We start from the raw sequence: 24,040 nt of genomic DNA on the forward strand, positions 1-24,040 counted from the left end.
CCGTCATGACTTCGTTTAATCCCGTCGATCATCCGCATCGTCGTTTTAACCCGCTAAGCGGGCAATGGATTTTGGTCTCTCCGCATCGCGCCAAGCGCCCCTGGCAGGGGGCGCAGGAGACGCCTGCGAAACAGACGCTGCCACAGCACGACCCGGACTGCTTCCTCTGTCCGGGCAACACGCGCGTGACCGGGGATAAAAACCCGGACTACAAAGGCACCTTCGTGTTTACCAACGATTTTGCCGCCCTGATGACCGACACCCCGGACGCGCCCGCGAGCCACGACCCGCTGATGCGCTGCGAAAGCGCGCGCGGAACCAGCCGCGTCATCTGCTTCTCGCCCGATCACAGCAAAACGCTGCCGGAGCTGAGCGTTGACGCCCTGAAAGAGGTGGTCAGCACGTGGCAAGCGCAAACCGCTGAGCTGGGGCAGAGCTACCCGTGGGTGCAGGTGTTCGAAAATAAAGGCGCGGCGATGGGCTGCTCCAACCCGCATCCGCACGGCCAGATCTGGGCAAACAGCTTCCTGCCTAACGAAGCCGAGCGTGAAGACCGTCTGCAGAAAGACTATTTCGCAGAAAACGGCTCACCTATGCTGGTGGACTACACTCAGCGTGAGCTGGCCGACGACAGCCGTACCGTGGTCGAAACCGAGCACTGGCTGGCGGTCGTGCCTTACTGGGCCGCCTGGCCGTTTGAAACGCTGCTGCTGCCAAAAGCGCACGTGCAACGCATTACCGATCTCAGCGACGCGCAGCGTGATGACCTTGCGCTGGCGCTGAAAAAGCTGACCAGCCGTTACGACAACCTGTTCCAGTGCTCCTTCCCCTACTCCATGGGCTGGCACGGCGCCCCGTTTAACGGTGAAGAAAATCAGCACTGGCAGCTGCACGCCCATTTCTATCCGCCGCTGCTGCGCTCCGCGACGGTGCGTAAATTTATGGTGGGCTATGAAATGCTGGCGGAAACCCAGCGTGACCTGACGGCGGAACAGGCGGCAGAACGTCTGCGTGCCGTCAGCGACGTCCACTATCGCGAATCAGGAGTTTAAAAAATGAGTCTGAAAGATAAAACACAATCCCTGTTTGCTGAGAAATTTGGCTACCCTGCCACCCACGTTATTCAGGCGCCAGGCCGCGTGAATCTGATCGGTGAACACACCGACTATAACGACGGTTTCGTGCTGCCCTGCGCCATCGATTACCAGACGGTCATCAGCTGTGCGAAGCGCGACGACCGTAAAGTCCGCGTAATTGCGGCTGATTACGGTAATGAGACGGACGAGTTTTCGCTCGATGCGCCGATTGTGACGCACGACAGCCAGCAGTGGTCTAACTACGTGCGCGGCGTGGTGAAGCATCTGCAGAAGCGCAACAAGAACTTTGGTGGTGCAGACCTGGTGATCAGCGGTAACGTGCCGCAGGGTGCGGGCTTAAGCTCCTCTGCATCTCTGGAAGTCGCCGTTGGCACCGTGTTCCAGCAGCTTTATCACCTGCCGCTGGACGGGGCGCAAATCGCCCTGAACGGTCAGGAAGCAGAAAACCAGTTCGTGGGCTGCAACTGCGGCATTATGGACCAGCTGATCTCCGCGCTGGGCAAAAAAGAGCATGCCCTGTTAATTGATTGCCGTTCGCTTGGCACCAAAGCCGTTCCGCTGCCAAAAGGCGCGGCCGTGGTGATCATCAACAGCAACTTCAAACGCACGCTGGTAGGCAGCGAATACAACACCCGCCGCGAGCAGTGCGAAACCGGCGCGCGTTTCTTCCAGCAGCCTGCCCTGCGCGACGTGACGCTCAATGAATTTAACAAAGTGGCGCACGAGCTGGATCCGGTTGTCGCCCGACGCGTGCGTCACGTGCTGACCGAAAATGCCCGTACCGTTGAAGCCGCCTCCGCGCTGGCGAAGGGCGACCTGAAGCGCATGGGCGAGCTGATGGCGGAATCTCACGCTTCCATGCGCGATGATTTTGAGATCACCGTTCCGCAGATTGACACCCTGGTGGACATCGTCAAAGCGGTCATTGGCGATAAAGGCGGCGTACGTATGACGGGCGGCGGTTTTGGTGGCTGCATCGTCGCGCTGGTGCCTGAAGAGCTGGTCCCTGCCGTCCAGGACGCCGTGGCGAAGCAGTACGAAGCGAAAACAGGTATCAAAGAAACCTTCTATGTATGTAAAGCATCACAAGGAGCCGGACAGTGCTAAACGAAACCCCTACTCTTGCACCGGATGGTCTGCCGTATCGCCTGTTAACCCTGCGCAACAGCGCGGGGATGGTGGTTACGCTGATGGACTGGGGTGCAACCCTGCTTTCTGCCCGCGTACCGATGCCGGACGGCAGCGTACGCGAAACCCTGCTGGGCTGCGCCTCGCCTGAGCAGTATGTTAATCAGTCCGCCTACCTGGGCGCGTCCGTGGGGCGCTATGCTAATCGCATCGCGAAGAGCCGCTTTGAGCTCGACGGCGTGCAGTACTCCCTGCTGCCAAGCCAGGGCGAGAACCAGCTGCACGGCGGACCGGACGGGTTTGATAAACGCCGCTGGAAGATTGTTCGTCAAAACGACGGCGAAGTGTTGTTCTCGCTGGATTCGCTTGATGGCGATCAGGGCTTCCCGGGGAACCTTACCGCGTCCGCGCGTTTTACGCTGACGGACGACAACCGTATCACCATTGAATACCGTGCGACGGTCGACAAGGCATGCCCGGTTAACCTGACCAATCACGCGTATTTCAACCTGGACGGTAATCAGTGCGACGTGCGTAATCACACGCTGCAGATCCTGGCGGATGCGTATCTGCCGGTTGACGAGATGGGCATTCCGTATCAGGGACTGAAGGATGTGAGCGGAACCAGCTTTGATTTCCGCAGCGCGAAAGTTATCGCCGAGGATTTCCTGAGCGATGACGATCAGCGTAAGGTGAAAGGCTACGACCACGCGTTCCTGCTGCAGGCCAAAGGTGATGTGAAGCAGCCTGCCGCACAGGTCTGGTCCAGCGATGAAAAACTGCAGATGACGGTGTATACCTCCGCCCCAGCCCTGCAGTTCTACTCAGGCAACTATCTTGACGGCACGACGGCGCGCGAACACGATGAGTACAGCGACTGGCAAGGCCTGGCGCTGGAGAGCGAGTTCCTGCCGGACAGCCCCAACCATCCGGAATGGCCGCAGCCGGACTGCGTGCTGCGCCCGGGTGAAGAGTACGTGAGCGTAACGGAATACCATTTTATTTCACATTAACTTCCAGCCCTCCCCCCGGAGGGCTTTTTTCTGCGCGTCTTGCTGAAAATAGCGCCGATCGCAGACAAAATCATAACCCTGAATTCACAAGCATCTTACACTCAGAGACTATTTTCGCTATGGTTAGGGTTAAGCGTTGCTGGTGGCACGTCCACGGCAATATAATGAGAATTGTTATCATTCTAAAATGCTTGAGGAGTAAGATATGGCTGTAACTAAGCTGGTCCTGGTGCGCCACGGCGAAAGCCAGTGGAACAACGAAAACCGCTTTACCGGTTGGTACGACGTTGATCTGTCCGAGAAAGGCGTAAGCGAAGCAAAAGCAGCAGGTAAACTGCTGAAGGAAGAAGGCTTCAGCTTTGATTTTGCTTACACCTCTGTGCTGAAACGTGCCATCCACACCCTGTGGAACGTGCTGGACGAACTGGATCAGGCCTGGCTGCCGGTTGAGAAATCCTGGAAACTGAACGAGCGTCACTACGGTGCGCTGCAGGGTCTGAACAAAGCGGAAACCGCTGAGAAATACGGTGACGAGCAGGTTAAACAGTGGCGTCGCGGCTTCGCGGTAACCCCGCCAGAGCTGACCAAAGATGATGAGCGCTATCCGGGCCACGACCCGCGTTACGCGAAACTGACCGACGCTGAGCTGCCAACCACCGAGAGCCTGGCGCTGACCATCGACCGCGTTGTGCCTTACTGGAACGAAACCATTCTGCCACGCCTGAAAAGCGGCGAGCGCGTGATCATCGCCGCTCACGGTAACTCTCTGCGTGCGCTGGTGAAATACCTGGACAACATGGGCGAAGACGAAATTCTCGAACTGAACATCCCAACTGGCGTACCGCTGGTATATGAGTTCGACGAAAACTTCAAGCCAATCAAACACTACTATCTGGGTAACGCGGACGAGATCGCAGCGAAAGCAGCGGCTGTGGCGAACCAGGGTAAAGCGAAGTAATTTTCTCCAGACATAAAAAAAGCGCGGAGCCTTCCGCGCTTTTTTATTTGTGCGAGAGAACTCAGCCGCGACGCGCTTTTACCGCATTCGCCAGCTGACGCAGGATGGCATCGGTATCGTCCCAGCCAATGCAGGCATCGGTGACGCTTTTGCCATACACCAGCGGCTCGCTGCCTTCCAGATTCTGGTTGCCTTCAACCAGATGGCTTTCGATCATCACCCCGATCACCGCCTTCTCACCGCCGGCAATCTGCTGACAGACGTCTGCCCCCACTTCCATCTGTTTTTTAAACTGCTTGCTGGAGTTAGCGTGGCTGAAGTCGATCATGACCTGCGGTGGCAGCCCCGCTTTTTCCAGCCCGGCCTTCACCTCTGCCACATGTTTTGCACTGTAGTTTGGCTCTTTGCCGCCGCGCAGAATGATATGGCAGTCACCGTTGCCGCTGGTGTTAACGATGGCGGAATGACCCCATTTGGTCACAGACAGGAAGCAGTGCGGCGCACCCGCGGCGTTGATGGCGTCGATAGCCACCTTAATGGTGCCGTCAGTGCCGTTTTTGAAACCCACCGGGCAAGAGAGACCGGACGCCAGCTCGCGGTGAACCTGAGATTCAGTGGTGCGCGCACCAATGGCGCCCCAGCTCATCAGGTCTGCCAGGTATTGTGGCGTAATCATGTCCAGGAACTCACCCGCGGCAGGCAGGCCGCTGTCGTTGATCTCCAGCAGCAGCTTACGCGCAATGCGCAGGCCGTCGTTGATCTGGAAGCTGTTATCCATGTGCGGATCGTTAATCAGCCCTTTCCAGCCCACGGTCGTGCGCGGCTTTTCAAAATAGACGCGCATAACGATTTCCAGCTCGCCCTTCAGCTCTTCGCGCAGCTGGAGCAGTTTTGCCGCGTACTCTTTTGCCGCAGCAGGATCGTGAATAGAGCATGGACCAATCACCACCAGAAGACGATCGTCATTACCTTTCAGGATCTTATGGATCGCTTTACGAGCATGAGAAACCGTGTTTGCGGCATTTTCAGTGGCGGGGAATTTCTCAAGGAGTGCTACAGGAGGTAATAACTCATTGATCTCTTTAATACGTAAATCGTCGTTCTGATAATTCATTTTCTTTCCAGCTCTGCCATATCTTTAGTAATGAAAGCAATCCTTTCAATCTATCTTGTCGACCAGGAAGTGTAAACACGGTTTTACACTTCACGCAGATAATTCCTGGAATTCGCCTAAAAATCGCCACAAAATAGCGAAAAACGAGATCTAACCTAAGCTTTTTAACTGTAACAACCAATTTTACACGCTTAAACGCGATTCCCTACTGACGTAAGTCCGTAAGGCGGAATCTTTCGCCTCTGAAACGATGCACTGTTGGAGAATGTTATCCAGCGTAACGACAAGAACAGGAGCACCATGATGAAAATGACAAAACTGACTACCCTCTTCCTGACTGCCACACTCACCCTGGCAAGCGGCAGCGTCCTGGCCGCTGAAACGGGCACATCAGACAGCAACGGCGATGCGAACGCGGCGGCCGCAGCAGGCCAGCCTGCCCCTGATGCGAAACAGAATATCGCCCCAAATAATGTCGATAATAGCCAGATCAATACCGGCAACACCAATACCGGTGGCACCATGCTGCATCCGAACGGTAGCGATTCCGGTACCATGAATCATGACAATATGAGTTCGGATGAGGTTCACAAGAACTCGATGTGCAAGGACGGCAAGTGCCCGGATCCGAACGACAAAGTGGGTAACGACGCCAATACCAAAACTGATGGCACAACCCAATAATTCTTGATGCTTTAAATGCGAAAGGAGAGCCCAGGCTCTCCTTTCTTTTTGGAGTAACCTGTTAAAAACGCTACACTAAAATAATAACGAATCAGGAAAGCAGACATGGCGCACACCCACTCCACCCCATCTTCTCCCGACAACGACAACGCTAAGCGACTGATGCTGGCCTTTGGCGTTACGGCCACATTTATGGTTATCGAGGTCATTGGCGGCCTGGTCTCCGGCTCGCTGGCGCTGCTGGCTGATGCCGGACACATGCTGACCGATGCCGCTGCGCTACTCTTTGCCCTGCTGGCGGTGCAATTTGCCCGTCGTCCTCCTAATGCGCGCCACACCTTCGGCTGGCTGAGGCTGACAACCCTTGCTGCGTTTGTTAACGCTATCGCGCTGGTGGTTATTACTGTTCTTATCGTCTGGGAGGCCGTACAGCGCTTCAGGCACCCGCAGCCGATCGCCGGGGCGACAATGATGGTGATTGCCGTAGCGGGGCTGCTGGCAAATATTCTGGCGTTCTGGATTTTGCACCGCGGCAGCGGAGAAAAGAACCTCAACGTGCGCGCTGCGGCTCTGCACGTGCTGGGGGATTTGCTCGGTTCAGTCGGGGCCATTGTCGCTGCGCTGGTGATCCTCTACACAGGCTGGACGCCTGTCGACCCGATTCTCTCCGTACTGGTGTCGTGTCTGGTCTTGCGCAGCGCCTGGCGGCTGCTGAAGGAGAGCGTGAACGAACTGCTCGAAGGGGCACCGGCATCGATGGACATTGACGAGCTGAAGCGCAACCTGCGTCGTACTGTCCCGGAAGTGCGTAACGTTCACCATGTTCACGTCTGGCTGGTGGGTGAAAAACCGGTCATGACGCTGCATGTTCAGGTGCTCCCACCTCATGACCACGATGCGCTGCTTGAGCGCATCCAGCATTTTCTTGAGCACCACTATGAGATTGGTCACGCCACCATCCAGATGGAATATCAGCCCTGTAGCGGGCCGGACTGCCATCTTAACGAGGCGCAGTCCGACCATTCACATCATCATCACCATTAACTGGAAAGCGCATGTGAGCCACGCTCATGCGCGCTCTTGATCCACATCCTGCTGCCGTTCAGGGCAATAAAGGTCAGCAGCAGGTATTCCAGCGACATCGCATAGACGCCCTGCAGCGCAAAAATCACCACGCTGATCACGTTGATAATCACCCACAGCAGCCAGTTCTCAACGTATTTCCGGGTCATCAGGACCATCGCCGCGATCGACAGCACCATCATGCTGGAATCCCAGAACGGGAAGGCATCCGGCTGAAGCTCTGGCATTGTCACATTCAGGCCCATAGCGGACATGACTGAAACAGCAACGCGGGTCAGGAACGCAAACACCGGGTTGATATAGACGGTCATTAAGCCAATGGCGACCACACAGGCAACAAGCCAGGCGATGGCTTTAGGCAAGGGCAGCCAGCGGATCTGCAGCTCTGCCTCCTGCTGGCTGTTCTGCCGGGACCACGCGTACCAGCCGTAAATATTAGCGGCGAAGAAGAACAGCTGTAAAAGCAGGCTAGCGTACAGCTGGATCTGAAAGAAGATAATCGCAAACAGGGTAACGTTAATCAGCCCGAACGCGTAGTTGCTGATCTTCTCCAGACTTGCCAGCCAGATACAGAGTAATCCCGCCAGCGTGCCTACGGCTTCAATCCATGACAGGTCATAGCCACCTGCACCAATCGGTATATGAACCAGAATGTTCTGTGTGCTAAAAAAATCCATCTTTTCCCCAGGGCGTTTTTGAATTAATTACGTAGTGTAGCCGCAAAATCCAGCATGCGGTTAAGCGGAATTAACGCACCTTCACGCAGAGCGGCGTCCACATGAATTTCATGCGCTGCACCGCCAGTTTCGAGCCCTTCGGCAATCGCCTTCAGACCATTCATTGCCATCCACGGGCAATGCGCGCAGCTGCGGCACGTTGCACCCTCACCTGCGGTTGGTGCTTCAAGCAGCTCTTTTTCCGGCACGGCCTGCTGCATCTTATAGAAGATACCGCGATCGGTCGCGACGATAAGCTGCTTGTGCGGCAGCGTTCTGGCCGCGTTGATAAGCTGGCTGGTTGAACCAACCGCATCGGCCATATCGACAATCGACTGCGGTGATTCAGGGTGAACAAGAATGGCGGCGTCAGGATAAAGCGCCTTCATACGGGACAGCGCCTGGGTCTTGAATTCGTCGTGCACAATGCAGGCGCCCTGCCAGCAGAGTACGTCAGCCCCCGTCTGCTTCTGAACATAATTACCGAGATGACGGTCAGGCGCCCAGATAATTTTCTCGCCCAGGCTATCCAGATGTTCAATCAGCTCAACGGCAATGCTGGAAGTGACTACCCAGTCTGCGCGCGCTTTTACCGCCGCAGAGGTATTGGCGTAAACCACCACGGTACGGTCAGGATGGGCATCGCAGAAGGCAGTGAATTCGTCAATCGGGCAGCCGAGATCGAGCGAACATTCCGCATTGAGCGTCGGCATCAGTATGGTTTTTTCCGGGCTGAGGATTTTTGCCGTTTCGCCCATGAAGCGCACGCCTGCGACCAGCAGCGTGGACGCGGGGTGTTTTGCACCGAAGCGCGCCATCTCCAGCGAGTCAGAAATGCACCCGCCGGTCTCTTCCGCCAGCTGCTGGATTTCCGGGTCAGTGTAGTAATGGGCTACCATCACCGCATCCCGCTCTTTCAGAAGACGTTTGATCTTCTCGCGGTAGAATTGCTTTTCATCCTGGCTTAATGGCACAGGCTTTGGCGGAAACGGATAGATTGCGGCTTCAGGATCGAACATCACGCTCATTATGGCTTCTCGTTTTACTGGCTTAACAATATTGCCTTTCTTTTGCCTGACATAGCAAAACGCTGGGCAATTGTGTTTTGTATACTAAACAAGATAGCGAATCTGGAGTAAAAAGTCACCGGGAATAGATATGAAGAGCATTTGTAGAACTGCAGATAGCAAAAAAGCGCCTTTAGGGCGCTTTTTTACATTGGTGGGTCGTGCAGGATTCGAACCTGCGACCAATTGATTAAAAGTCAACTGCTCTACCAACTGAGCTAACGACCCCTTGCGGGATTTTTTTCTTCGAAGTGGTGGGTCGTGCAGGATTCGAACCTGCGACCAATTGATTAAAAGTCAACTGCTCTACCAACTGAGCTAACGACCCATTCGGGTGCTGACTTCGAAGATTTTTACTCGGTACCACTTTAAAGTGGTGGGTCGTGCAGGATTCGAACCTGCGACCAATTGATTAAAAGTCAACTGCTCTACCAACTGAGCTAACGACCCGAGTGGTGGGTGATGACGGGCTCGAACCGCCGACCCCCTCCGTGTAAAGGAGATGCTCTACCAACTGAGCTAATCACCCACTCTGTACTGCCAGTAATGCGTTAAGTGGTGGGTCGTGCAGGATGACTCGGCTTTGCCTCGCCCTACGGGCCGTTGCTGACGCAACGTTATCCTTCACGTTTTACTACTTCTTCCACCTGACTTAGTGGTGGGTCGTGCAGGATTCGAACCTGCGACCAATTGATTAAAAGTCAACTGCTCTACCAACTGAGCTAACGACCCACTTTTACGCTGTTTTCACGTTGTTTGATATCCCGTGGCAACGGCGGCATATATTACTGATTTAAGAATTCAGCGCAACAAAAATTTCGATGAAGATCACTTAACTGCTTACGAATCATTCTGCACGACCAGAAATAACGCGATTTCTGGTCATGCGATAATCATCCCATCGAATTCAGGCGTTTTTGCGCCTGCTTAGCACCTTCGGTGCCCGGGAATTTTGCAACAACCTGCTGATAGACCGCTTTGGCTTTCGCCGTGTCGCCTTTGTCCTGCATGATCACGCCAACCTTAAACATCGCATCTGGCGCTTTCGGCGATTTCGGGTAATTTTTTACCACGGAGGCAAAATAAAACGCCGCATCGTCCTTTTTACCCTTGTTGTAATTCAACTGACCGAGCCAGTAATTCGCATTTGGCTGATAAGTTGAGTCAGGGTATTTCTTAACAAAGCTCTGAAACGCAGCCAGCGCGTCATCCTGACGAGACTTATCCTGCACCAGGGCAATGGCCGCATTGTAATCCGTATTCGCGTCACCGCTCTGTACAGGCGCCCCTGTTGAGGCTGAAGCATCAGCAGACGGCGCAGGCGCTGAGGTTGCCGCGCCGCTTTGATCGCCCGCTGCGGGTTGTGCTGCTGCACCGCCGCTGCTCAGGCTATCTATCTGCAATAAAATTTGCTTCTGACGTTCCACAACCTGGTTAAGCTGATACTGACTTTCCTGAATCTGGCCGCGGAGAGAGTCAATATCGTTTTGGTTATCGGAAAGTTGCTGCTGGAGTTGGGTTAAAAGCTGACTGTGAGCGTTAGAAATACGCTCGATCTGAGTGACCCGGTCTTCTACCGAGCCTGAGCCGACACTACTGATTGGTGCCTGAGCAAAAGCGGCCCAGGGGGCCGCTATTCCAACCAGTAACGACAGACTCAACAGATGATGTCTGAAGTTACTGCTCATGCAATTCTCTTAGTAAACCAGTACGGCACGACGGTTTTTGGAGTAAGCCGCTTCGTCGTGACCCAGTACTGCAGGTTTTTCTTTACCGTAAGAAACGATGGAGATCTGGTCAGCAGAAACGCCTTTACCCTGCAGGTACATCTTAACGGCGTTCGCACGACGTTCACCCAGGGAGATGTTGTACTCTGGAGTACCACGTTCGTCCGCGTGACCTTCTACGGTGACTTTGTAAGATGGGTTGCTACGCAGGAAGTTTGCGTGCGCATCCAGCATCGCAGCGAAGTCAGAACGGATGTCGTATTTATCCAGATCGAAGTAAACGATGTTGTTCTGCTGCAGCTGCTGCATCTGAAGACGCGCTTGCTCTTCAGAAGACATGTTGCCATTGCCGTTCGCGTCCATACCGGTGCCGGCACCCATCATGCCTTCGCCGCTCTGGTCATTGCTTGCGTTCTTGTTAGAAGAACACGCTGCGATTGCCATTACAGGCAGAGCGATCATCAGCCCCTTCAGCACTTTGTTCAGTTGCATTTCTATGATTCCTTTAGTAATCAATTAATTATTATTTACAGATACGGCGACCAGGCAGGTGATTTTACCTGTCCATCAGTTGCCGGAATACGCGCTTTGAAACGCCCATCTGTAGAAACCAGATTCAGCACAGATCCCATCCCCTGAGAAGAGCTGTAGATTACCATAGTGCCGTTAGGTGCCAGACTTGGCGTTTCATCCAGGAACGTTGACGACAGAACTTGAACGCCACCCGCTACCAGATCTTGTTTGGCAATGTGCTGCTGCCCACCGTTGGAGCTGACCATTACCATAAATTTACCGTCGCTGCTCACGTCTGCGTTCTGGTTCTGAGAGCCTTCCCAGGTGATACGCTGCGGAGCACCGCCGTTGATGTTGACTTTATAGATTTGTGGACGGCCTGCCTGGTCAGAGGTAAACGCCAGGTTTTGGCTGTCCGGGAACCATGACGGTTCGGTGTTGTTGCTGCGACCGTCGGTCACCTGACGGATTTGACCAGAGCCGATGTCCATCACGTACAGGTTCAGGCTACCGGTTTTAGACAACGCAAAAGCCAGCTTAGAGCCGTCCGGCGAGAACGAAGGTGCACCGTTGTGGCGTGGGAACGACGCAACCTGACGAACCGCACCGTTAGCCAGCGTCTGGATAACCAGCGCAGAACGACCGCTTTCGAAGGTGACGTAAGCCAGTTTAGACCCGTCCGGAGACCAGGCTGGAGACATCAGCGGCTGTGAAGAGCGTTTCACCAGGAACTGGTTATAACCGTCGTAGTCAGATACACGCAGCTCATACGGGAACTGACCACCGTTGGTCTGTACCACATAAGCAATACGGGTACGGAACGCACCTTTAATGCCGGTCAGTTTTTCAAATACCGCGTCGCTGGCCGCGTGTGCCGCATAGCGCAGGTACTGTTTAGTGACCTTGTAAGAGTTCTGTGCCAGAACGGTACCCGGTGCACCGCCGGTATCCACCAGCTGCCAGGCCACGTTGTAAGAACCGTCCGGGTTAGGCGTAACCTGACCCACCACCACGGCATCAATCCCCAGTGCAGACCACGCTGCAGGCTGTACTTCCTGCGCGCTACCCGGCTGCTGCGGCAGACGAGAACGATCTAACGGGTTGAATTTACCGCTGTTACGCAGGTCAGCCGCCACGATGCCGCCGGCATCTTCAGGTGCAGCGCCAGGACCGGCCCACTGGAACGGAACAACACCGATTGGGCGTGCCGAGTCCACCCCCTGGGTGATCTCGATACGTACTTCTGCGTGCAGGACTGCTGCCCACAGCATTAAAAAACTAAATGCTACACGTAATGCCTGCTTCATCATATCTCCCTTATCCGGGTAACCTTACCCACGATAATTTAGCAGAATGTTAACAAACTCAAATAGACAAAACTACCAGAACCCTGTGACTAAACCTGGTCTATTTTTCCCCGTTTGCACGGGGAAAATGTAACTTAAGGTTTGAAGTCCAGCGGCGCATTTTTGAAGACTTCGTAGACTGCCTGAGAAGGCGGTTTAGGCATCTTCGCCTGACGCGCTGCAGCCAGAGCCGCAGTACATAAAGCCGGGTCGCCACCTTCAGACTTAATGTCAAGCAGCATGCCGTCCGGAGCCAGTTTTATACGCAGCGTACACGTTTTACCGGTATAGGAAGACGCATCATAGAACCGGCTTTCAATCGCCGATTTTATCTGCGCGGCATAGCCGTTGATTTCAGCCCCTGTCGCACCGTTACTCTTAGTGTTACCACTTCCGGTCGGCGCTGCGTTGTTTCCTTTCGCGCCACCGCCCGTTTTCGGTGCATTCTTACCGGAGCTTAAATCGCCCAGCAGATCGTCAACCCCTGAGGCGGCTGCGGCTTTTTCAGCGGCTGCTGCCTTTTTGGCTGCCGCTTTTTCAGCAGCTGCTTTCTTATCGGCAGCGGCCTTCTCAGCTGCAGCTTTTTTATCAGCAGCGGCTTTTTCCGCGGCGGCAGCTTTTTCTGCTGCAGCCTTCTCAGCCGCAGCGGCTTTCTTCGCAGCCTCGGCAGCCGCTTTCTTCTCTGCTTCCTGAGCGGCTTTCTTCGCGGCTTCGGCTTCAGCTTTCTTCTGAGCATCCGCAGCGGCTTTCTTCGCCGCTTCGGCTTCCGCTTTCTTCTGGGCATCCGCAGCGGCTTTCTTCGCCGCTTCGGCTTCCGCTTTCTTCTGAGCATCGGCAGCGGCTTTCTTCGCCGCTTCTGCCGCTAATTTCGCCTGGGCATCAGCCTGCGCTTTGGCATCCGCTGCGGCTTTTGCTGCCGCCTCTTCCGCCTGCTTTTGCTGCTCCTGCGCTTTCTTCGCGGCCTCTTCGGCTTGCTTCTGCTGCTCTGCCTGCGCTTTCGCCGCTTCCTGCGCCTGCAAACGCTCTTTCTCAAGCTGCTTCAGACGTTCCTGCTCGGCGGCCTGCTTTTCACGCAGCTCTTCCGCCTGCTGTTGCGCCTGTTTTTCACGCTGCTCTTCAGCCCGTTTGGCACTCGCCTTCTGCTGTTGTTCGCGATTATAGTTTTGCACTACCGCACCGGGATCCACCATCACGGCGTCAATGGAAGACCCTCCACCGCCGCCTGCTGATGCATCAATATGCTCGTCGAACGAACTCCAGATCAGCGCTGCAAAAAGAATAACGTGCAGCACTGCGGAGACGATTATCGCTCGCTTAAGCTTGTCGTTCTGTTCGGTTGCCTTTGACACTATCGGTTCCCAAAAACTACGCGGATGATCAAATAGGTTGAGTCATTAAGCCAACTGACTTAACACCCGCACTATGTAGCAAGTTCAGCGCTTTAATAATTTCATCGTAGGGTACGTCTTTCGCGCCACCGATTAAGAAGACCGTTTTCGGATTTGATTCCAGACGACGCTGCGCTTCAGCAATAACCTGCTCAGGCGGCAGCTGATCCATACGATCTTTTTCTACCACGACGCTGTACTGCCCTACGCCGGAAACTTCAATGATGACCGGAGGATCGTCATTGGTGCTCACCGCCTGTGATTCTGTCGCATCCGGCAGATCGACTTCCACACTCTGGGTAATGATGGGCGCTGTTGCCATGAAGATCAGCAGCAGTACCAACAGAACGTCCAGCAGTGGCACGATATTGATTTCGGACTTGAGTTCGCGACGACCTCGTCCACGCGATCTGGCCATGGTTTACCCCTTGTTGCTCTCGGTGCTGGTAAACGCCTGACGGTGCAGAATCGCAGTGAACTCTTCCATAAAGTTGTCGTAGTTCAGTTCCAGTTTGTTCACGCGCTGGTTCAGACGGTTGTAAGCCATAACCGCCGGGATTGCCGCAAACAGACCGATAGCGGTCGCAATCAGTGCTTCAGCGATACCCGGTGCAACCATCTGCAACGTCGCCTGCTTCACCGCGCCCAGCGCGATAAAGGCGTGCATAATCCCCCACACGGTACCAAACAGACCGATATACGGGCTGATGGAACCCACAGTGCCGAGGAATGGAATGTGCGTTTCGAGATTTTCCAGCTCGCGGTTCATAGAGATTCGCATCGCACGCGATGCCCCTTCCACGACGGCTTCCGGCGCGTGATTGTTTGCACGATGCAGACGAGCAAACTCTTTGAATCCGCTATAGAAAATTTGTTCGGAGCCGGTCAGGTTTTCACGGCGCCCCTGGCTCTCCTGATACAGACGAGAAAGCTCAATACCCGACCAGAACTTATCTTCAAAGGCTTCGGCTTCACGGCCAGCGGCATTGAGGATACGCGTTCTCTGGATAATGATGGCCCAGGATGCGATTGAAAAACCAATCAAAATCAACATGATAAGTTTAACCAGAAGGCTTGCCTTCAGGAACAAATCAAGGATATTCATGTCAGTCACTGCTTAAACTCCGCGACAATAGACTTAGGAAGCGCACGAGGCTTCATTATGGTTGGATCAACACAAACAATCAGTACTTCAGCTGAGTTCAGTACGGTGTTCTCTGCGTTGACTATCCGCTGCGTGAATACCAGTGAGGTCCCGCGCATTGATGTAATTTCAGTTTGGACTTCGAGCATATCGTCGAGTCTGGCAGGCGCAAAATACTCAAGCGTCATCTTGCGTACCACGAAGGCAACTCGCTCAGCCAACAGTACCTGTTGACTAAAGTGATGATGGCGCAGCATCTCTGTGCGTGCCCGTTCATAAAAAGCAACGTAGCTGGCGTGGTAAACCACACCACCGGCATCGGTATCTTCGTAATAGACACGAACCGGCCATCGAAACAGCGTTGTATTCACTTTACATCCCGGTAATACAAGAAAAGTTGGAGCTTTCAAACTTCGCTACTATACGCGCGGGAAAGATGGTTTGGAATGGGAGAAAGTAAACGGAGAGTAAATTTTTATGGGCTCGGGTAAGCCCATAACGTTAACGGACATTTCTTATTCAGAAGAAGAAGAAAATCAGACCTGCAAGAAGGACCAGATCGGCAATTAGCGGGCAGAAAATTCCCTGCCAGTGTACCGCTTTCGGACGAAAGCCAACACCGTGAATCACACCCGCACACACTGCCCACATAATGAGGAAGCCGTGCCAGATTTCCAGTTCGCTGGTCTTTGCCGCGAAACGCGACGGGTCCCAGAAGATGCAGCCTGCCAGCAGTAATGCCATCACTAAAGAAAGCGCCCGTAACGGGCGCTTATCCATTACCGCGTAAAGCTTCGCGATAATATTCATCAGTGTTTTTCTTCACCCGCTTTGGTCGCTTCGACGTGCTCAAGCGCCAGGGCAGTGATGACACCAAATGCACAGGCAAGAAGCGTCCCTAAAATCCATGCGAAGTACCACATATTCAGCTCCTTACTTAGTACATAGAGTGGGTGTTGCTTTCGATATGTTCCTTCGTGATACGACCGAACATTTTCCAGTAACACCAGATGGTGTAAGCCAGAACAATCGGAACGAATACGCAGGCAACATACGTCATCAGGTTCAGCGTCATATGGCTGGACGTTGCGTCCCACATGGTCAGGCTAGCATTCAGCATGGTGCTGGATGGCATGACGAATGGGAACATCGCAATACCCGCCGTCAGGATGATGCACGCGAGGGTCAGTGAGGAGGACACAAACGCCAGCGCGCCTTTCTCCAGACGAGACGTCAGCACGGTCAGCAGCGGCAGCAGTACGCCAAGAGCCGGGATCGCCCACAGCGCAGGGGTATTGTTGAAGTTCACCAGCCATGCGCCAGCCTGACGCGCCACTTCTTTGGTCAGCGGATTAGACGGTGCCGAATGGTTGATCGCAGAGGTCACCACGTAGCCATCAATACCGTACACCACCCACACGCCAGCCAGAGCGAAGCAAACCAGGGTCACCAGTGCCGCTACCTGGGCAGTAGCACGGGAACGCAGGTGCAGTTCACCCACCGTACGCATCTGCAGGTAGGTTGCGCCCTGAGTGATGATCATCGCCACGCTCACCACACCAGCCAGCAGGCCAAACGGATTCAGCAGCTGGAAGAAGTTACCGGTGTAGTAAAGACGCATGTATTCGTCCAGGTGGAACGGCACGCCCTGCAGCAGGTTACCGAACGCCACGCCGATCACCAGCGGTGGAACGAAGCTACCGATGAAGATGCCCCAGTCCCACATGTTGCGCCAGCGGGTATCTTCAATCTTGGAACGGTAGTCGAAACCGACCGGACGGAAGAATAAAGAGGCCAGCACCAGAATCATCGCCACGTAGAAGCCGGAAAACGCAGCCGCGTAGACCATCGGCCAGGCAGCGAACAGCGCGCCGCCTGCGGTGATCAGCCACACCTGGTTACCGTCCCAGTGCGGGGCGATGGAGTTGATCATGATTCGACGCTCGGTGTCATTACGACCGAGGAAACGGGTGAGCATCCCCACCCCCATGTCGAACCCATCCGTGACGGCGAAACCGATCAGCAGAACGCCAACCAGCAGCCACCAGATAAAACGCAATACTTCATAATCGATCATTTGATGACTCCTGTCTTAGCGTGCCGGCTGAGTAGTCGCTGTGGACTGCTCGTAGTGATAGCGACCGGTTTTCAGGCTGCTTGGGCCAAGGCGCGCGAACTTGAACATCAGGAACAGTTCAGCCACCAGGAACAGGGTGTACAGACCACAGATCAGCAGCATGGAGAAGATCAGATCGCCTGCCGTCAGGGAGGAGTTCGCTACCGCCGTTGGCAGTACCTCACCAATCGCCCATGGCTGACGGCCGTACTCTGCAACAAACCAGCCGGACTCAATCGCGATCCACGGCAGTGGAATACCGTACAGCGCGGTGCGCAGCAGCCATTTTTTCTCGCCGATGCGGTTGCGAATCACGGACCAGAAGGACGCCGCAATGATCAGCAGCATGATGATGCCGCAGCCCACCATGATACGGAATGCGAAGTACAGTGGCGCAACGCGCGGAATCGAGTCTTTGGTTGCCATCTGGATCTGCGCTTCCGTCGCATCAGAAACGTTCGGGGTATAACGTTTCAGCAGCAGACCGTAACCCAGATCTTTCTTCACGTCGTTAAACTGGTCGCGAACGGCCTGGTCGGTAGAACCGGCACGCAGCTGCTCCAGCAGCGAGTAAGCCTTCATACCGTTACGGATACGCTCTTCGTGCTGAACCATCAGCTCTTTCAGACCCGTTACCTGCTTATCGACAGAACGGGTTGCGATGATACCCAGCGCGTAAGGTATCTGAATGGCGAAGCGGTTTTCCTGCGCGTCCTGATCGGGAACACCGAACAGCGTAAAGGCAGCAGGTGCCGGCTGGGTTTCCCATTCGGCTTCGATAGCAGCCAGTTTGGTTTTCTGCACGTCACCCATTTCATAACCGGATTCATCACCCAGAACAATAACGGAGAGGATTGCAGCCATACCGAAGCTTGCAGCAATGGCAAAGGAGCGCTTGGCAAACGCGAAATCACGACCGCGCAGCATATAGTAGGAGCTGATGCCCAGCACGAACATCGCGCCGCACACGTAGCCAGATGCCACGGTGTGAACGAATTTAACCTGGGCAACCGGGTTCAGGACCAGCTCGGCAAAGCTGACCATCTCCATACGCATGGTTTCGAAGTTGAAGTCAGACGCGATCGGGTTCTGCATCCAGCCGTTCGCCACCAGAATCCACAGCGCGGACAGGTTCGAACCTAATGCCACCAGCCAGGTTACCGCCATATGCTGGACTTTACCCAGACGGTCCCAACCGAAGAAGAACAGACCTACAAAGGTGGATTCGAGGAAGAAGGCCATCAGACCTTCAATGGCCAGCGGCGCACCGAAGATATCCCCAACATAGTGGGAATAGTAAGACCAGTTAGTCCCGAACTGGAACTCCATGGTCAGACCGGTTGCCACGCCCAGCGCAAAGTTGATACCAAACAACTTGCCCCAGAACTTGGTCATATCTTTATAAATCTGTTTGCCGGAGAGGACGTAAACCGTCTCCATGATGGCCAGCAGGAACGCCATACCGAGCGTCAGTGGCACAAACAGGAAGTGGTACATCGCGGTCAAGGCAAACTGTAAGCGCGACAGTTCGACTACGTCTAACATTATGACTCCTTGCTCATCGCATGAAGACTCCGAGAGTGAACCCCGTCAGAGAGAGATCCACACGCATGCCCCAATACAAATTATTCGCATCCTTGTCGTCGTTATTACCCTGGAGAAGGATAAAAACGATGACGACAGGTTACAAATAGGTTAATAAAAAACTCAAATTGATCCCGCAAATATAATACGCTGCAAAACCCTTACAATAAACAGGTTTTTATTGAATCACATTTACGTTTTTCGACGGTGATCAATTTATAGCAAAATTACCACTTTTCGGCCATTTTGATCGGGAACAATTTAGCGCTTTTCAGCACCTTTTTCCAAGGATTAAACTTTGATTTAAATCAAAAACAAACCTTGATGTTAACCATGTTTAAACGTGGTAAGAATGGTAAAAACCATGTTAATGATATGTGTATGTAAAGATATGATTGGTTATCGAAGACGGAAAAAAATATAAACAGAAGTGATTTTAATTAACGCGAAAGAAAAACGTCATTTCAATGGGGGACTAACAATAACTCACGGCCGTGGCAGCTTATTTTTCCACTGCGTTTTTGCAACCCCTGAAAATTACATTTAATTTACTTTTATTATCCCGGAAGTTAACACCGCAGTGTGACTATTTAATGAAAAAAGGCCGCAAACTTTGCAGCCTTTTGATCCTATCAGCGGTTGTCAGGCAAGTAAAATGCTAAAGGTTCGCGACTGCCCCGGCCTGAATGCCCCGACAATGCCCTTTTCTTCACGCTGCGCCAGGGGTTGTTCATTCATGTCCGTTTCACAGCACCGTTTCACCGTCGGATTCACCGATAGCGTCGTGTCACAGTCGTTTGACGGCGAAGGGTTGAACAGGCGAAGAATGAGCTCATCACGATCTTCCGCTTTTTTGAGCGTACTGAGCACGCATCCCGTTGGCGAAAGCGCCAGCAGACTGTAACTTTCTGGCGTGGTAAACGACGCGCGATTCAGCTTCATCGCATCCCAGGGAATTTTGTTATAGCACTGCACCGGCGTTAGCCACGATTTAGCCTGCTGTGCAACGCCCGCGTTTTCCGGCGTACCGCTAAAGCTGAAGAGGCTAAAGCGACAGGTTAACGACCCGCGCACCTGAGAGTCAGGAACAGGCATTTTGATCCCCGAAGGTCTGCCAGGGCGTAACAGCAAATCTTCTTTCCCGAGTAGCCCCACGCCACGCAACAAGGTCAAAGCAAATGCTTTTTTGTCCTCACCTACCACTTCAAACTCGCGCAGTCCCTCAGTGAACAGCGCCAGCCCGTTTCGTTTTTCCTGCAGGACGGCATAGTTGAGCAAATTCCAGACGGGAATCGGCGCTTCTTTCCACCCCTCTTCCTGCCAGTTTTCCATCGCCGCATCCTGCACCGGGCGAGCGATCGCGCCAAACTGCGTATCCGCTAACACTTCCTCTGTCAAAAACGGCGTTGGGATCAGCACGCGAACGCGGTGGTCGTCAGCCTGGTTATTCAGACGCACGGCCACATCAATGCGCCTGCTGTTTTGGCTAAGCGTGACGTCAAATTCCACGTTGAGAGAGCCGTTTCGCTGACGCGCAGCACGTTCGGCCAGATTCGCCGGAACAGCAATTCGATGGCGAATTGTCGCCCTGCTCTGCCAGCCTTCGTGCGTGACCTCAACCTGATGTTCGCCCTGCGCTGAAGTGAGTCTCCACTCTTCCCGGGAAGGCGAGTAGTCGTACTCATCACCATCATCGGAACTCTCTTCGATTTCAAGCACGCGGTCATAAATCAGCCCGGTTTCTTTGTCGCGCAGGCGCAGCGTACCGTCATCGTTTAAGTCAATTTGCCAGAAGGCATTCTCCAGGAAGGATTCGGGATTTTTCACCGCAGGGAGCACCTTCCCGGCCACGTTCGGCTCGATATACAGCGTACGGTAGCCCATCGACGGGAGTATCTGGCTAAGCTGAATATCAAACTCCATAAACGGTTCGTAATTGCCGTAATGAACAATCTGCCGGTCAATCAGGCCAGGGTCGAGCTCGCGCGCGCTGCGAATGAAATAGGGGATCTCGTTGCCTTTATCATCCCGCAGTCGGAACTGGCTGGCGCGCAGCCGAATTGTGGTGTTCATCACCTCTTCACGAGGCCAGGGCATCAGGTTGAACATCACCAGCTTATCGGCGTCGCTTTGCGGCATGTTGTCGACAATTTTGCGCATATAGAAACGCACCAGGTTGTCCGCCATGTCCTCAGCCAGCTCAAAGCGGGAGACAATTTCGCGATGCACCTTGTCGCTGCAGCAGCAGCCAATGCTGTCGTGAGCGTGGTTTTTGAGGATCTCTTTCCACATTTTCTCCAGCAGGCCGTGGTGGTAATCGAAGCCCTGCGTCCAGGCAAGCGTCGCCAGCGGCTCGAGGATATTGACAATTTTGTTCTCAATACGCGCATGGGCGATTTTAATGTCCATGCGCGTGGAGCCGATGGTCCGGTGCACGCGCATGTATTTCCCGTCGATAAATTCCCCTTTCAGCGTCGCCAGCTCATCGCGGTGCGCGTCGATATAATCAAACACCTCTTCGAACCGACTCATCACAAATTGCCGTTGGGGATAGATTTCGCGCAGCTTATCCATCACCGCGAAAATGTTCTGCTGCAGCGGCATCTGATCGTGGCCGTTGGGCAGCAAAATCTCTTTGGTGACGGAGGCGTTTTCCAGAACGTCTAAATAGCTGTCGAGCCGTTTTCGCAGCCCTGCTTCGTCCTCCGGTAAGTACTTACCAATCGCGTAGCCCAGCGGCAATACCTGTGCCGTCACTTCACTGCCGTCCTGGCTCTGCCAGAGAAATTCGGTTTTATCAGTCCCGTGTCGTTCAGAACAGCCGCGCCAGAACGTGGTGCGGGTAATGCCAAACCCGTTATAAATATGCGGAAGCTGGCCGGACATACCAAACGAATCCGGCAGATAACCGATCTTCATCGGCTCGCCGAACGCCATACAGTCCCGGATGCCGTACATCAGGTTGCGGACAATCGACTCGCCGCTGACAATGGTGGTGTCGGTCTGGGTATACCATGGGCCAATAATTAGCTTTCCGCGCTCCACAAGCGCCTTTACCCGCGCGCGGTTTTCGGGCACCACGGCAAAATAATCCTCCAGCACCGCCGTCTGGCCATCAAGGACGTAATATTTATACTCGTCATCCTGTTCCAGACGGGTCAGGATCTCTTCCATATTATTGACCAGAAGAATACGCGACTCTTCGGTGGTGAAGTACCACTCACGGTCCCAGTGCATATGCGGCGTGATATGAACGCGAGATACAGCTTTCATCTTCGTTTCCTGTTTTGTGAGTTTTTTACGGTATGGCGTCTTCAGTGACGTACTTGCCCTTTTTTACCGCCTGACGTCGCCAGAGCAGCAGAACAAAGGTAGAGATAGCGGTCCCCACCAGCGCCGCGCCAAACCAGCCCGCCGCCGCAACCACACCGCTCAACCCGGCATCGTGAAGTAAAAAGAGAGAGAAAATACCGGCCCCCGGCGTCGACAACCCGATCCCCATCGCGCCAACAATCGCGCCTGTGACCATGGAGCCGAGCACAAATGAGCCTATGACGCGAAGTGGATCTTCAATCGCCATCGGGATCGCCCCTTCGGTAATGCCCGCGAGGCCGAGCAGCCACGTTGATTTACCGGTTTCAATTTCAAACGGTTTAAACAGCTTCGGCGCCAGCATCGTTGAGGCCGTCACGGTAAAGGCCGATACCATTTTGACGGAGGCAAAGATCGCATAGGGACCGTAAACGCCGTTCGCCATCGCCCCCAGGCAGAACGCGTAAGAGGCTTTGTTAACCGGCCCACCCAAATCGAATGAGCACATAAACCCGAGGATCGCTCCCAGAAGCAGCGCATTCGCGCCTGACAGACCGTTAAGCCAGGCGGTGAGCGTGTTATTGAGCCAGGCCACCGGCTCGCCGATCACAAACAGCATCAGGCTGCCCGCGCCCAGCACGCCAATTACCGGATAGAGATAAAAGGTTAAAAAGCCGTTGAAGCGGCTACTCAGGCGGATGTGATTTTTCACCCAGCGCATCAGGTAGCCCGCAATTAGCCCGCCGACGATAGCGCCAAGAAAACCTGAGCCGATCATATTGGCAGCAAGACCGGCCGCAAAGCCCGGCGTCAGCGCGGGTTTATCTGCCAGCGAGTAAGCGGTATAGGCCGCCAGGACAGGCACCATCAGAATGCCGAGCATGCCGCCGCCAAGCTTGCGATACATCCACAGCCACGAGTTTTCCTGGTCGAACAGGTGCTGCAGGCCCAGGATTTGCGCCAGCAGTACCGACACGGCCAGCACCGTCCCACCGGCGACGATCAGCGGCACCGCAAAGGAGATTCCGCTAAGTAGCGCCTGCTTGAGTTCAGTTTTAATGCTCTTTTTCGTTTCGGTATCGACATGCGCAGGACGCGCATCGGTTGAGGGTTGGAGCGCCAGCGCGCGTTCAATGAGCGCTTCAGCATGGCGCAGAGGTTCCGCGACGGGCACAGAAATGGCAGGGATCCCCTGAAAACGCTCGCTCTCTTTGATCGCCACTTCGGCGGCAAAAATGCACGCTTTAGCCTCTTGTAACTGCTGCGCGGTGATGCGCCCCTCAATGCCGTTCGCCCCCTGCTTTTCAACCACCACGTTGACGCCCAGTTTGCGTCCCGCTTTTTCCAGATACTCCGCAGCCATATAGGTATGAGCGATCCCGGCCGGACAGGCGGTGACGCAGACGATGGTCGGGGCATCCTGCGAAAACGCGCTTCTCTGCGCATCCTCTTTCGTAGCCAGTGCCTCAAGCAGAGCCTGAGGAGTGGACGCCGCCTGCACGCGTGCCCGTAAGTCATCATCCGCCAGCCGGGTGGTCAACGCTGTCAACAACTGCATATGCGTACTGCCTGCTTCCGCAGGAGGGATTGCCAGCAAAAAAATCAGATCCACCGGCTCCGGCCCCTCCACACCTTCCCACATCAGCGGCTCACGCAATGTTGCCACCGCAAAGGCCGCTTCTTTCACCGCTGAGCTTTTACCGTGCGGCACGGCCAGCCCCTCGCCCAGCGCCGTTGGCCCGAGACTTTCGCGAGCAAAGACTTCATCAATGAAAGCCTGCGAGTCGGTAATTTTGCCAAGCGAAACCAGCCGCTCAGCCAGCGCGTGAATAGCTTCATCACGGCTACTGAAATGTGCGTTGAGGCACAGCGCATCAGGATGCGTTAACGCCGTCAGGTTAATCATCATTCTCACCATTTAAAAAATGTATGCGCCGAGTGTGCCAGAACTAACCATACATTTATGTGATCACTTTCACTTATGGTGCAATATTTGTATTTAATTTGTATTGTTTACAAATTTCCCTGACGGTGCATAATTAGTGCGAAT

General features: G+C 54.2%; 22 protein-coding genes and 5 tRNA genes. 6 read left to right on the forward strand and 21 right to left on the reverse strand.

Features of this window, described 5'->3' with window-relative positions; all coding sequences use genetic code 11:
• Positions 1-5: 5 nt before the first annotated feature.
• The 4 genes from galT to gpmA all read left to right on the forward strand — a co-directional run bounded on the left by galT (position 6) and on the right by gpmA (position 4,196).
• On the forward strand, positions 6-1,052 hold the full coding sequence (galT, locus tag ACWKXT_RS05930; RefSeq protein ID WP_454531951.1) for a galactose-1-phosphate uridylyltransferase: 1,047 nt from the start codon (positions 6-8) through the stop codon (positions 1,050-1,052).
• 3 nt (positions 1,053-1,055) lie between these two features.
• Positions 1,056-2,204, forward strand: a complete 1,149-nt coding sequence (gene galK / locus ACWKXT_RS05935; RefSeq protein WP_454528806.1) for a galactokinase — start codon at positions 1,056-1,058, stop codon at positions 2,202-2,204.
• On the forward strand, positions 2,198-3,238 hold the full coding sequence (galM, locus tag ACWKXT_RS05940) for a galactose-1-epimerase (RefSeq protein WP_454531952.1): 1,041 nt from the start codon (positions 2,198-2,200) through the stop codon (positions 3,236-3,238). Before galK ends, galM begins: the two co-directional genes overlap by 7 nt.
• Before the next feature lie 205 nt (positions 3,239-3,443).
• Entirely contained in the window at positions 3,444-4,196 is a 753-nt protein-coding gene (gene gpmA, locus ACWKXT_RS05945; protein WP_015367652.1) for a 2,3-diphosphoglycerate-dependent phosphoglycerate mutase, read from the forward strand.
• Between the two features lie 61 nt (positions 4,197-4,257).
• On the opposite strand, the gene aroG is transcribed toward gpmA, so the two are convergent.
• Positions 4,258-5,310, reverse strand: coding sequence for a 3-deoxy-7-phosphoheptulonate synthase AroG (aroG, locus tag ACWKXT_RS05950; RefSeq protein ID WP_454531953.1), 1,053 nt, complete (start codon positions 5,308-5,310; stop codon positions 4,258-4,260).
• A gap of 303 nt (positions 5,311-5,613) precedes the next feature.
• Here aroG and ACWKXT_RS05955 point away from each other — a divergent pair, with 303 nt between their 5' ends.
• Positions 5,614-5,994 (forward strand): protein YbgS, encoded by a 381-nt coding sequence (locus ACWKXT_RS05955; protein ID WP_333016535.1) that lies wholly within the window; start codon positions 5,614-5,616, stop codon positions 5,992-5,994.
• 105 nt (positions 5,995-6,099) lie between these two features.
• Positions 6,100-7,038: a CDF family zinc transporter ZitB gene (gene zitB, locus ACWKXT_RS05960; protein ID WP_454531954.1), complete on the forward strand. Its 939-nt coding sequence runs from the start codon at positions 6,100-6,102 to the stop codon at positions 7,036-7,038.
• Here the strand turns inward: zitB and pnuC are convergent.
• The 20 genes from pnuC to mngA form a co-directional block, all read right to left on the reverse strand.
• On the reverse strand, positions 7,035-7,754 hold the full coding sequence (gene pnuC / locus ACWKXT_RS05965) for a nicotinamide riboside transporter PnuC (protein WP_454528802.1): 720 nt from the start codon (positions 7,752-7,754) through the stop codon (positions 7,035-7,037). The genes zitB and pnuC overlap by 4 nt on opposite strands.
• 23 nt (positions 7,755-7,777) lie before the next feature.
• Positions 7,778-8,821: a quinolinate synthase NadA gene (gene nadA, locus ACWKXT_RS05970; protein WP_454528801.1), complete on the reverse strand. Its 1,044-nt coding sequence runs from the start codon at positions 8,819-8,821 to the stop codon at positions 7,778-7,780.
• A 191-nt stretch (positions 8,822-9,012) separates the two neighbouring features.
• Positions 9,013-9,088 (reverse strand) — tRNA-Lys (locus tag ACWKXT_RS05975).
• Positions 9,089-9,112: 24 nt separating this feature from the next.
• A tRNA-Lys gene (locus ACWKXT_RS05980) sits at positions 9,113-9,188 on the reverse strand.
• A 46-nt stretch (positions 9,189-9,234) separates the two neighbouring features.
• Positions 9,235-9,310 (reverse strand) — tRNA-Lys (locus ACWKXT_RS05985).
• A 3-nt stretch (positions 9,311-9,313) separates the two neighbouring features.
• A tRNA-Val gene (locus tag ACWKXT_RS05990) sits at positions 9,314-9,389 on the reverse strand.
• Between the two features lie 127 nt (positions 9,390-9,516).
• Positions 9,517-9,592 (reverse strand) — tRNA-Lys (locus ACWKXT_RS05995).
• Positions 9,593-9,753: 161 nt separating this feature from the next.
• Entirely contained in the window at positions 9,754-10,548 is a 795-nt protein-coding gene (gene cpoB, locus ACWKXT_RS06000; protein WP_454531955.1) for a cell division protein CpoB, read from the reverse strand.
• A gap of 9 nt (positions 10,549-10,557) precedes the next feature.
• The gene (pal, locus tag ACWKXT_RS06005) at positions 10,558-11,079 is read right to left on the reverse strand and encodes a peptidoglycan-associated lipoprotein Pal (protein ID WP_003858578.1); all 522 of its coding nucleotides are present in this window, start codon (positions 11,077-11,079) and stop codon (positions 10,558-10,560) included.
• Positions 11,080-11,114: 35 nt separating this feature from the next.
• A complete protein-coding gene (gene tolB, locus ACWKXT_RS06010) occupies positions 11,115-12,407 on the reverse strand; it encodes a Tol-Pal system beta propeller repeat protein TolB (protein ID WP_013097529.1) in 1,293 nt (430 codons plus the stop codon).
• 134 nt (positions 12,408-12,541) lie between these two features.
• The gene (gene tolA / locus ACWKXT_RS06015) at positions 12,542-13,795 is read right to left on the reverse strand and encodes a cell envelope integrity protein TolA (RefSeq protein WP_454531956.1); all 1,254 of its coding nucleotides are present in this window, start codon (positions 13,793-13,795) and stop codon (positions 12,542-12,544) included.
• A gap of 28 nt (positions 13,796-13,823) precedes the next feature.
• Positions 13,824-14,252, reverse strand: coding sequence for a colicin uptake protein TolR (gene tolR / locus ACWKXT_RS06020; protein ID WP_003858589.1), 429 nt, complete (start codon positions 14,250-14,252; stop codon positions 13,824-13,826).
• 3 nt (positions 14,253-14,255) lie between these two features.
• On the reverse strand, positions 14,256-14,948 hold the full coding sequence (gene tolQ, locus ACWKXT_RS06025; RefSeq protein ID WP_008501101.1) for a Tol-Pal system protein TolQ: 693 nt from the start codon (positions 14,946-14,948) through the stop codon (positions 14,256-14,258).
• Complete coding sequence (ybgC, locus tag ACWKXT_RS06030; RefSeq protein WP_003858593.1) at positions 14,945-15,349, reverse strand: tol-pal system-associated acyl-CoA thioesterase; 405 nt, start codon at positions 15,347-15,349, stop codon at positions 14,945-14,947. The genes tolQ and ybgC overlap by 4 nt, the downstream gene beginning before the upstream one ends.
• Positions 15,350-15,497: 148 nt before the next feature.
• Positions 15,498-15,788: a cyd operon protein YbgE gene (ybgE, locus tag ACWKXT_RS06035; protein ID WP_008501100.1), complete on the reverse strand. Its 291-nt coding sequence runs from the start codon at positions 15,786-15,788 to the stop codon at positions 15,498-15,500.
• The gene (cydX, locus tag ACWKXT_RS06040) at positions 15,788-15,901 is read right to left on the reverse strand and encodes a cytochrome bd-I oxidase subunit CydX (RefSeq protein WP_003858598.1); all 114 of its coding nucleotides are present in this window, start codon (positions 15,899-15,901) and stop codon (positions 15,788-15,790) included. Before cydX ends, ybgE begins: the two co-directional genes overlap by 1 nt.
• 14 nt (positions 15,902-15,915) lie before the next feature.
• Positions 15,916-17,055, reverse strand: a complete 1,140-nt coding sequence (gene cydB, locus ACWKXT_RS06045; protein WP_119915076.1) for a cytochrome d ubiquinol oxidase subunit II — start codon at positions 17,053-17,055, stop codon at positions 15,916-15,918.
• 15 nt (positions 17,056-17,070) lie between these two features.
• A complete protein-coding gene (gene cydA, locus ACWKXT_RS06050) occupies positions 17,071-18,639 on the reverse strand; it encodes a cytochrome ubiquinol oxidase subunit I (RefSeq protein WP_454528798.1) in 1,569 nt (522 codons plus the stop codon).
• A gap of 681 nt (positions 18,640-19,320) precedes the next feature.
• The gene (gene mngB / locus ACWKXT_RS06055; RefSeq protein ID WP_454531957.1) at positions 19,321-21,951 is read right to left on the reverse strand and encodes a mannosylglycerate hydrolase; all 2,631 of its coding nucleotides are present in this window, start codon (positions 21,949-21,951) and stop codon (positions 19,321-19,323) included.
• Positions 21,952-21,976: 25 nt separating this feature from the next.
• The gene (mngA, locus tag ACWKXT_RS06060; RefSeq protein ID WP_454532212.1) at positions 21,977-23,893 is read right to left on the reverse strand and encodes a PTS 2-O-a-mannosyl-D-glycerate transporter subunit IIABC; all 1,917 of its coding nucleotides are present in this window, start codon (positions 23,891-23,893) and stop codon (positions 21,977-21,979) included.
• Positions 23,894-24,040 lie beyond the last annotated feature (147 nt).

It is taken from the genome of Enterobacter sp. UPMP701 (assembly GCF_053709515.1).

What these genes read in the sequence shown, in the direction of transcription:
- galT (WP_454531951.1), top strand. Translation starts at nt 6, where the DNA reads ATGACTTCGTTTAATCCCGTCGATCATCCGCATCGTCGTTTTAACCCG.
- galK (WP_454528806.1), top strand. Translation starts at nt 1,056, where the DNA reads ATGAGTCTGAAAGATAAAACACAATCCCTGTTTGCTGAGAAATTTGGC.
- gpmA (WP_015367652.1), top strand. Translation starts at nt 3,444, where the DNA reads ATGGCTGTAACTAAGCTGGTCCTGGTGCGCCACGGCGAAAGCCAGTGG.
- aroG (WP_454531953.1), bottom strand. Translation starts at nt 5,310, where the DNA reads ATGAATTATCAGAACGACGATTTACGTATTAAAGAGATCAATGAGTTA.
- ACWKXT_RS05955 (WP_333016535.1), top strand. Translation starts at nt 5,614, where the DNA reads ATGAAAATGACAAAACTGACTACCCTCTTCCTGACTGCCACACTCACC.
- zitB (WP_454531954.1), top strand. Translation starts at nt 6,100, where the DNA reads ATGGCGCACACCCACTCCACCCCATCTTCTCCCGACAACGACAACGCT.
- pnuC (WP_454528802.1), bottom strand. Translation starts at nt 7,754, where the DNA reads ATGGATTTTTTTAGCACACAGAACATTCTGGTTCATATACCGATTGGT.
- nadA (WP_454528801.1), bottom strand. Translation starts at nt 8,821, where the DNA reads ATGAGCGTGATGTTCGATCCTGAAGCCGCAATCTATCCGTTTCCGCCA.
- cpoB (WP_454531955.1), bottom strand. Translation starts at nt 10,548, where the DNA reads ATGAGCAGTAACTTCAGACATCATCTGTTGAGTCTGTCGTTACTGGTT.
- pal (WP_003858578.1), bottom strand. Translation starts at nt 11,079, where the DNA reads ATGCAACTGAACAAAGTGCTGAAGGGGCTGATGATCGCTCTGCCTGTA.
- tolB (WP_013097529.1), bottom strand. Translation starts at nt 12,407, where the DNA reads ATGAAGCAGGCATTACGTGTAGCATTTAGTTTTTTAATGCTGTGGGCA.
- tolR (WP_003858589.1), bottom strand. Translation starts at nt 14,252, where the DNA reads ATGGCCAGATCGCGTGGACGAGGTCGTCGCGAACTCAAGTCCGAAATC.
- ybgE (WP_008501100.1), bottom strand. Translation starts at nt 15,788, where the DNA reads ATGAATATTATCGCGAAGCTTTACGCGGTAATGGATAAGCGCCCGTTA.
- cydX (WP_003858598.1), bottom strand. Translation starts at nt 15,901, where the DNA reads ATGTGGTACTTCGCATGGATTTTAGGGACGCTTCTTGCCTGTGCATTT.
- cydB (WP_119915076.1), bottom strand. Translation starts at nt 17,055, where the DNA reads ATGATCGATTATGAAGTATTGCGTTTTATCTGGTGGCTGCTGGTTGGC.
- cydA (WP_454528798.1), bottom strand. Translation starts at nt 18,639, where the DNA reads ATGTTAGACGTAGTCGAACTGTCGCGCTTACAGTTTGCCTTGACCGCG.
- mngB (WP_454531957.1), bottom strand. Translation starts at nt 21,951, where the DNA reads ATGAAAGCTGTATCTCGCGTTCATATCACGCCGCATATGCACTGGGAC.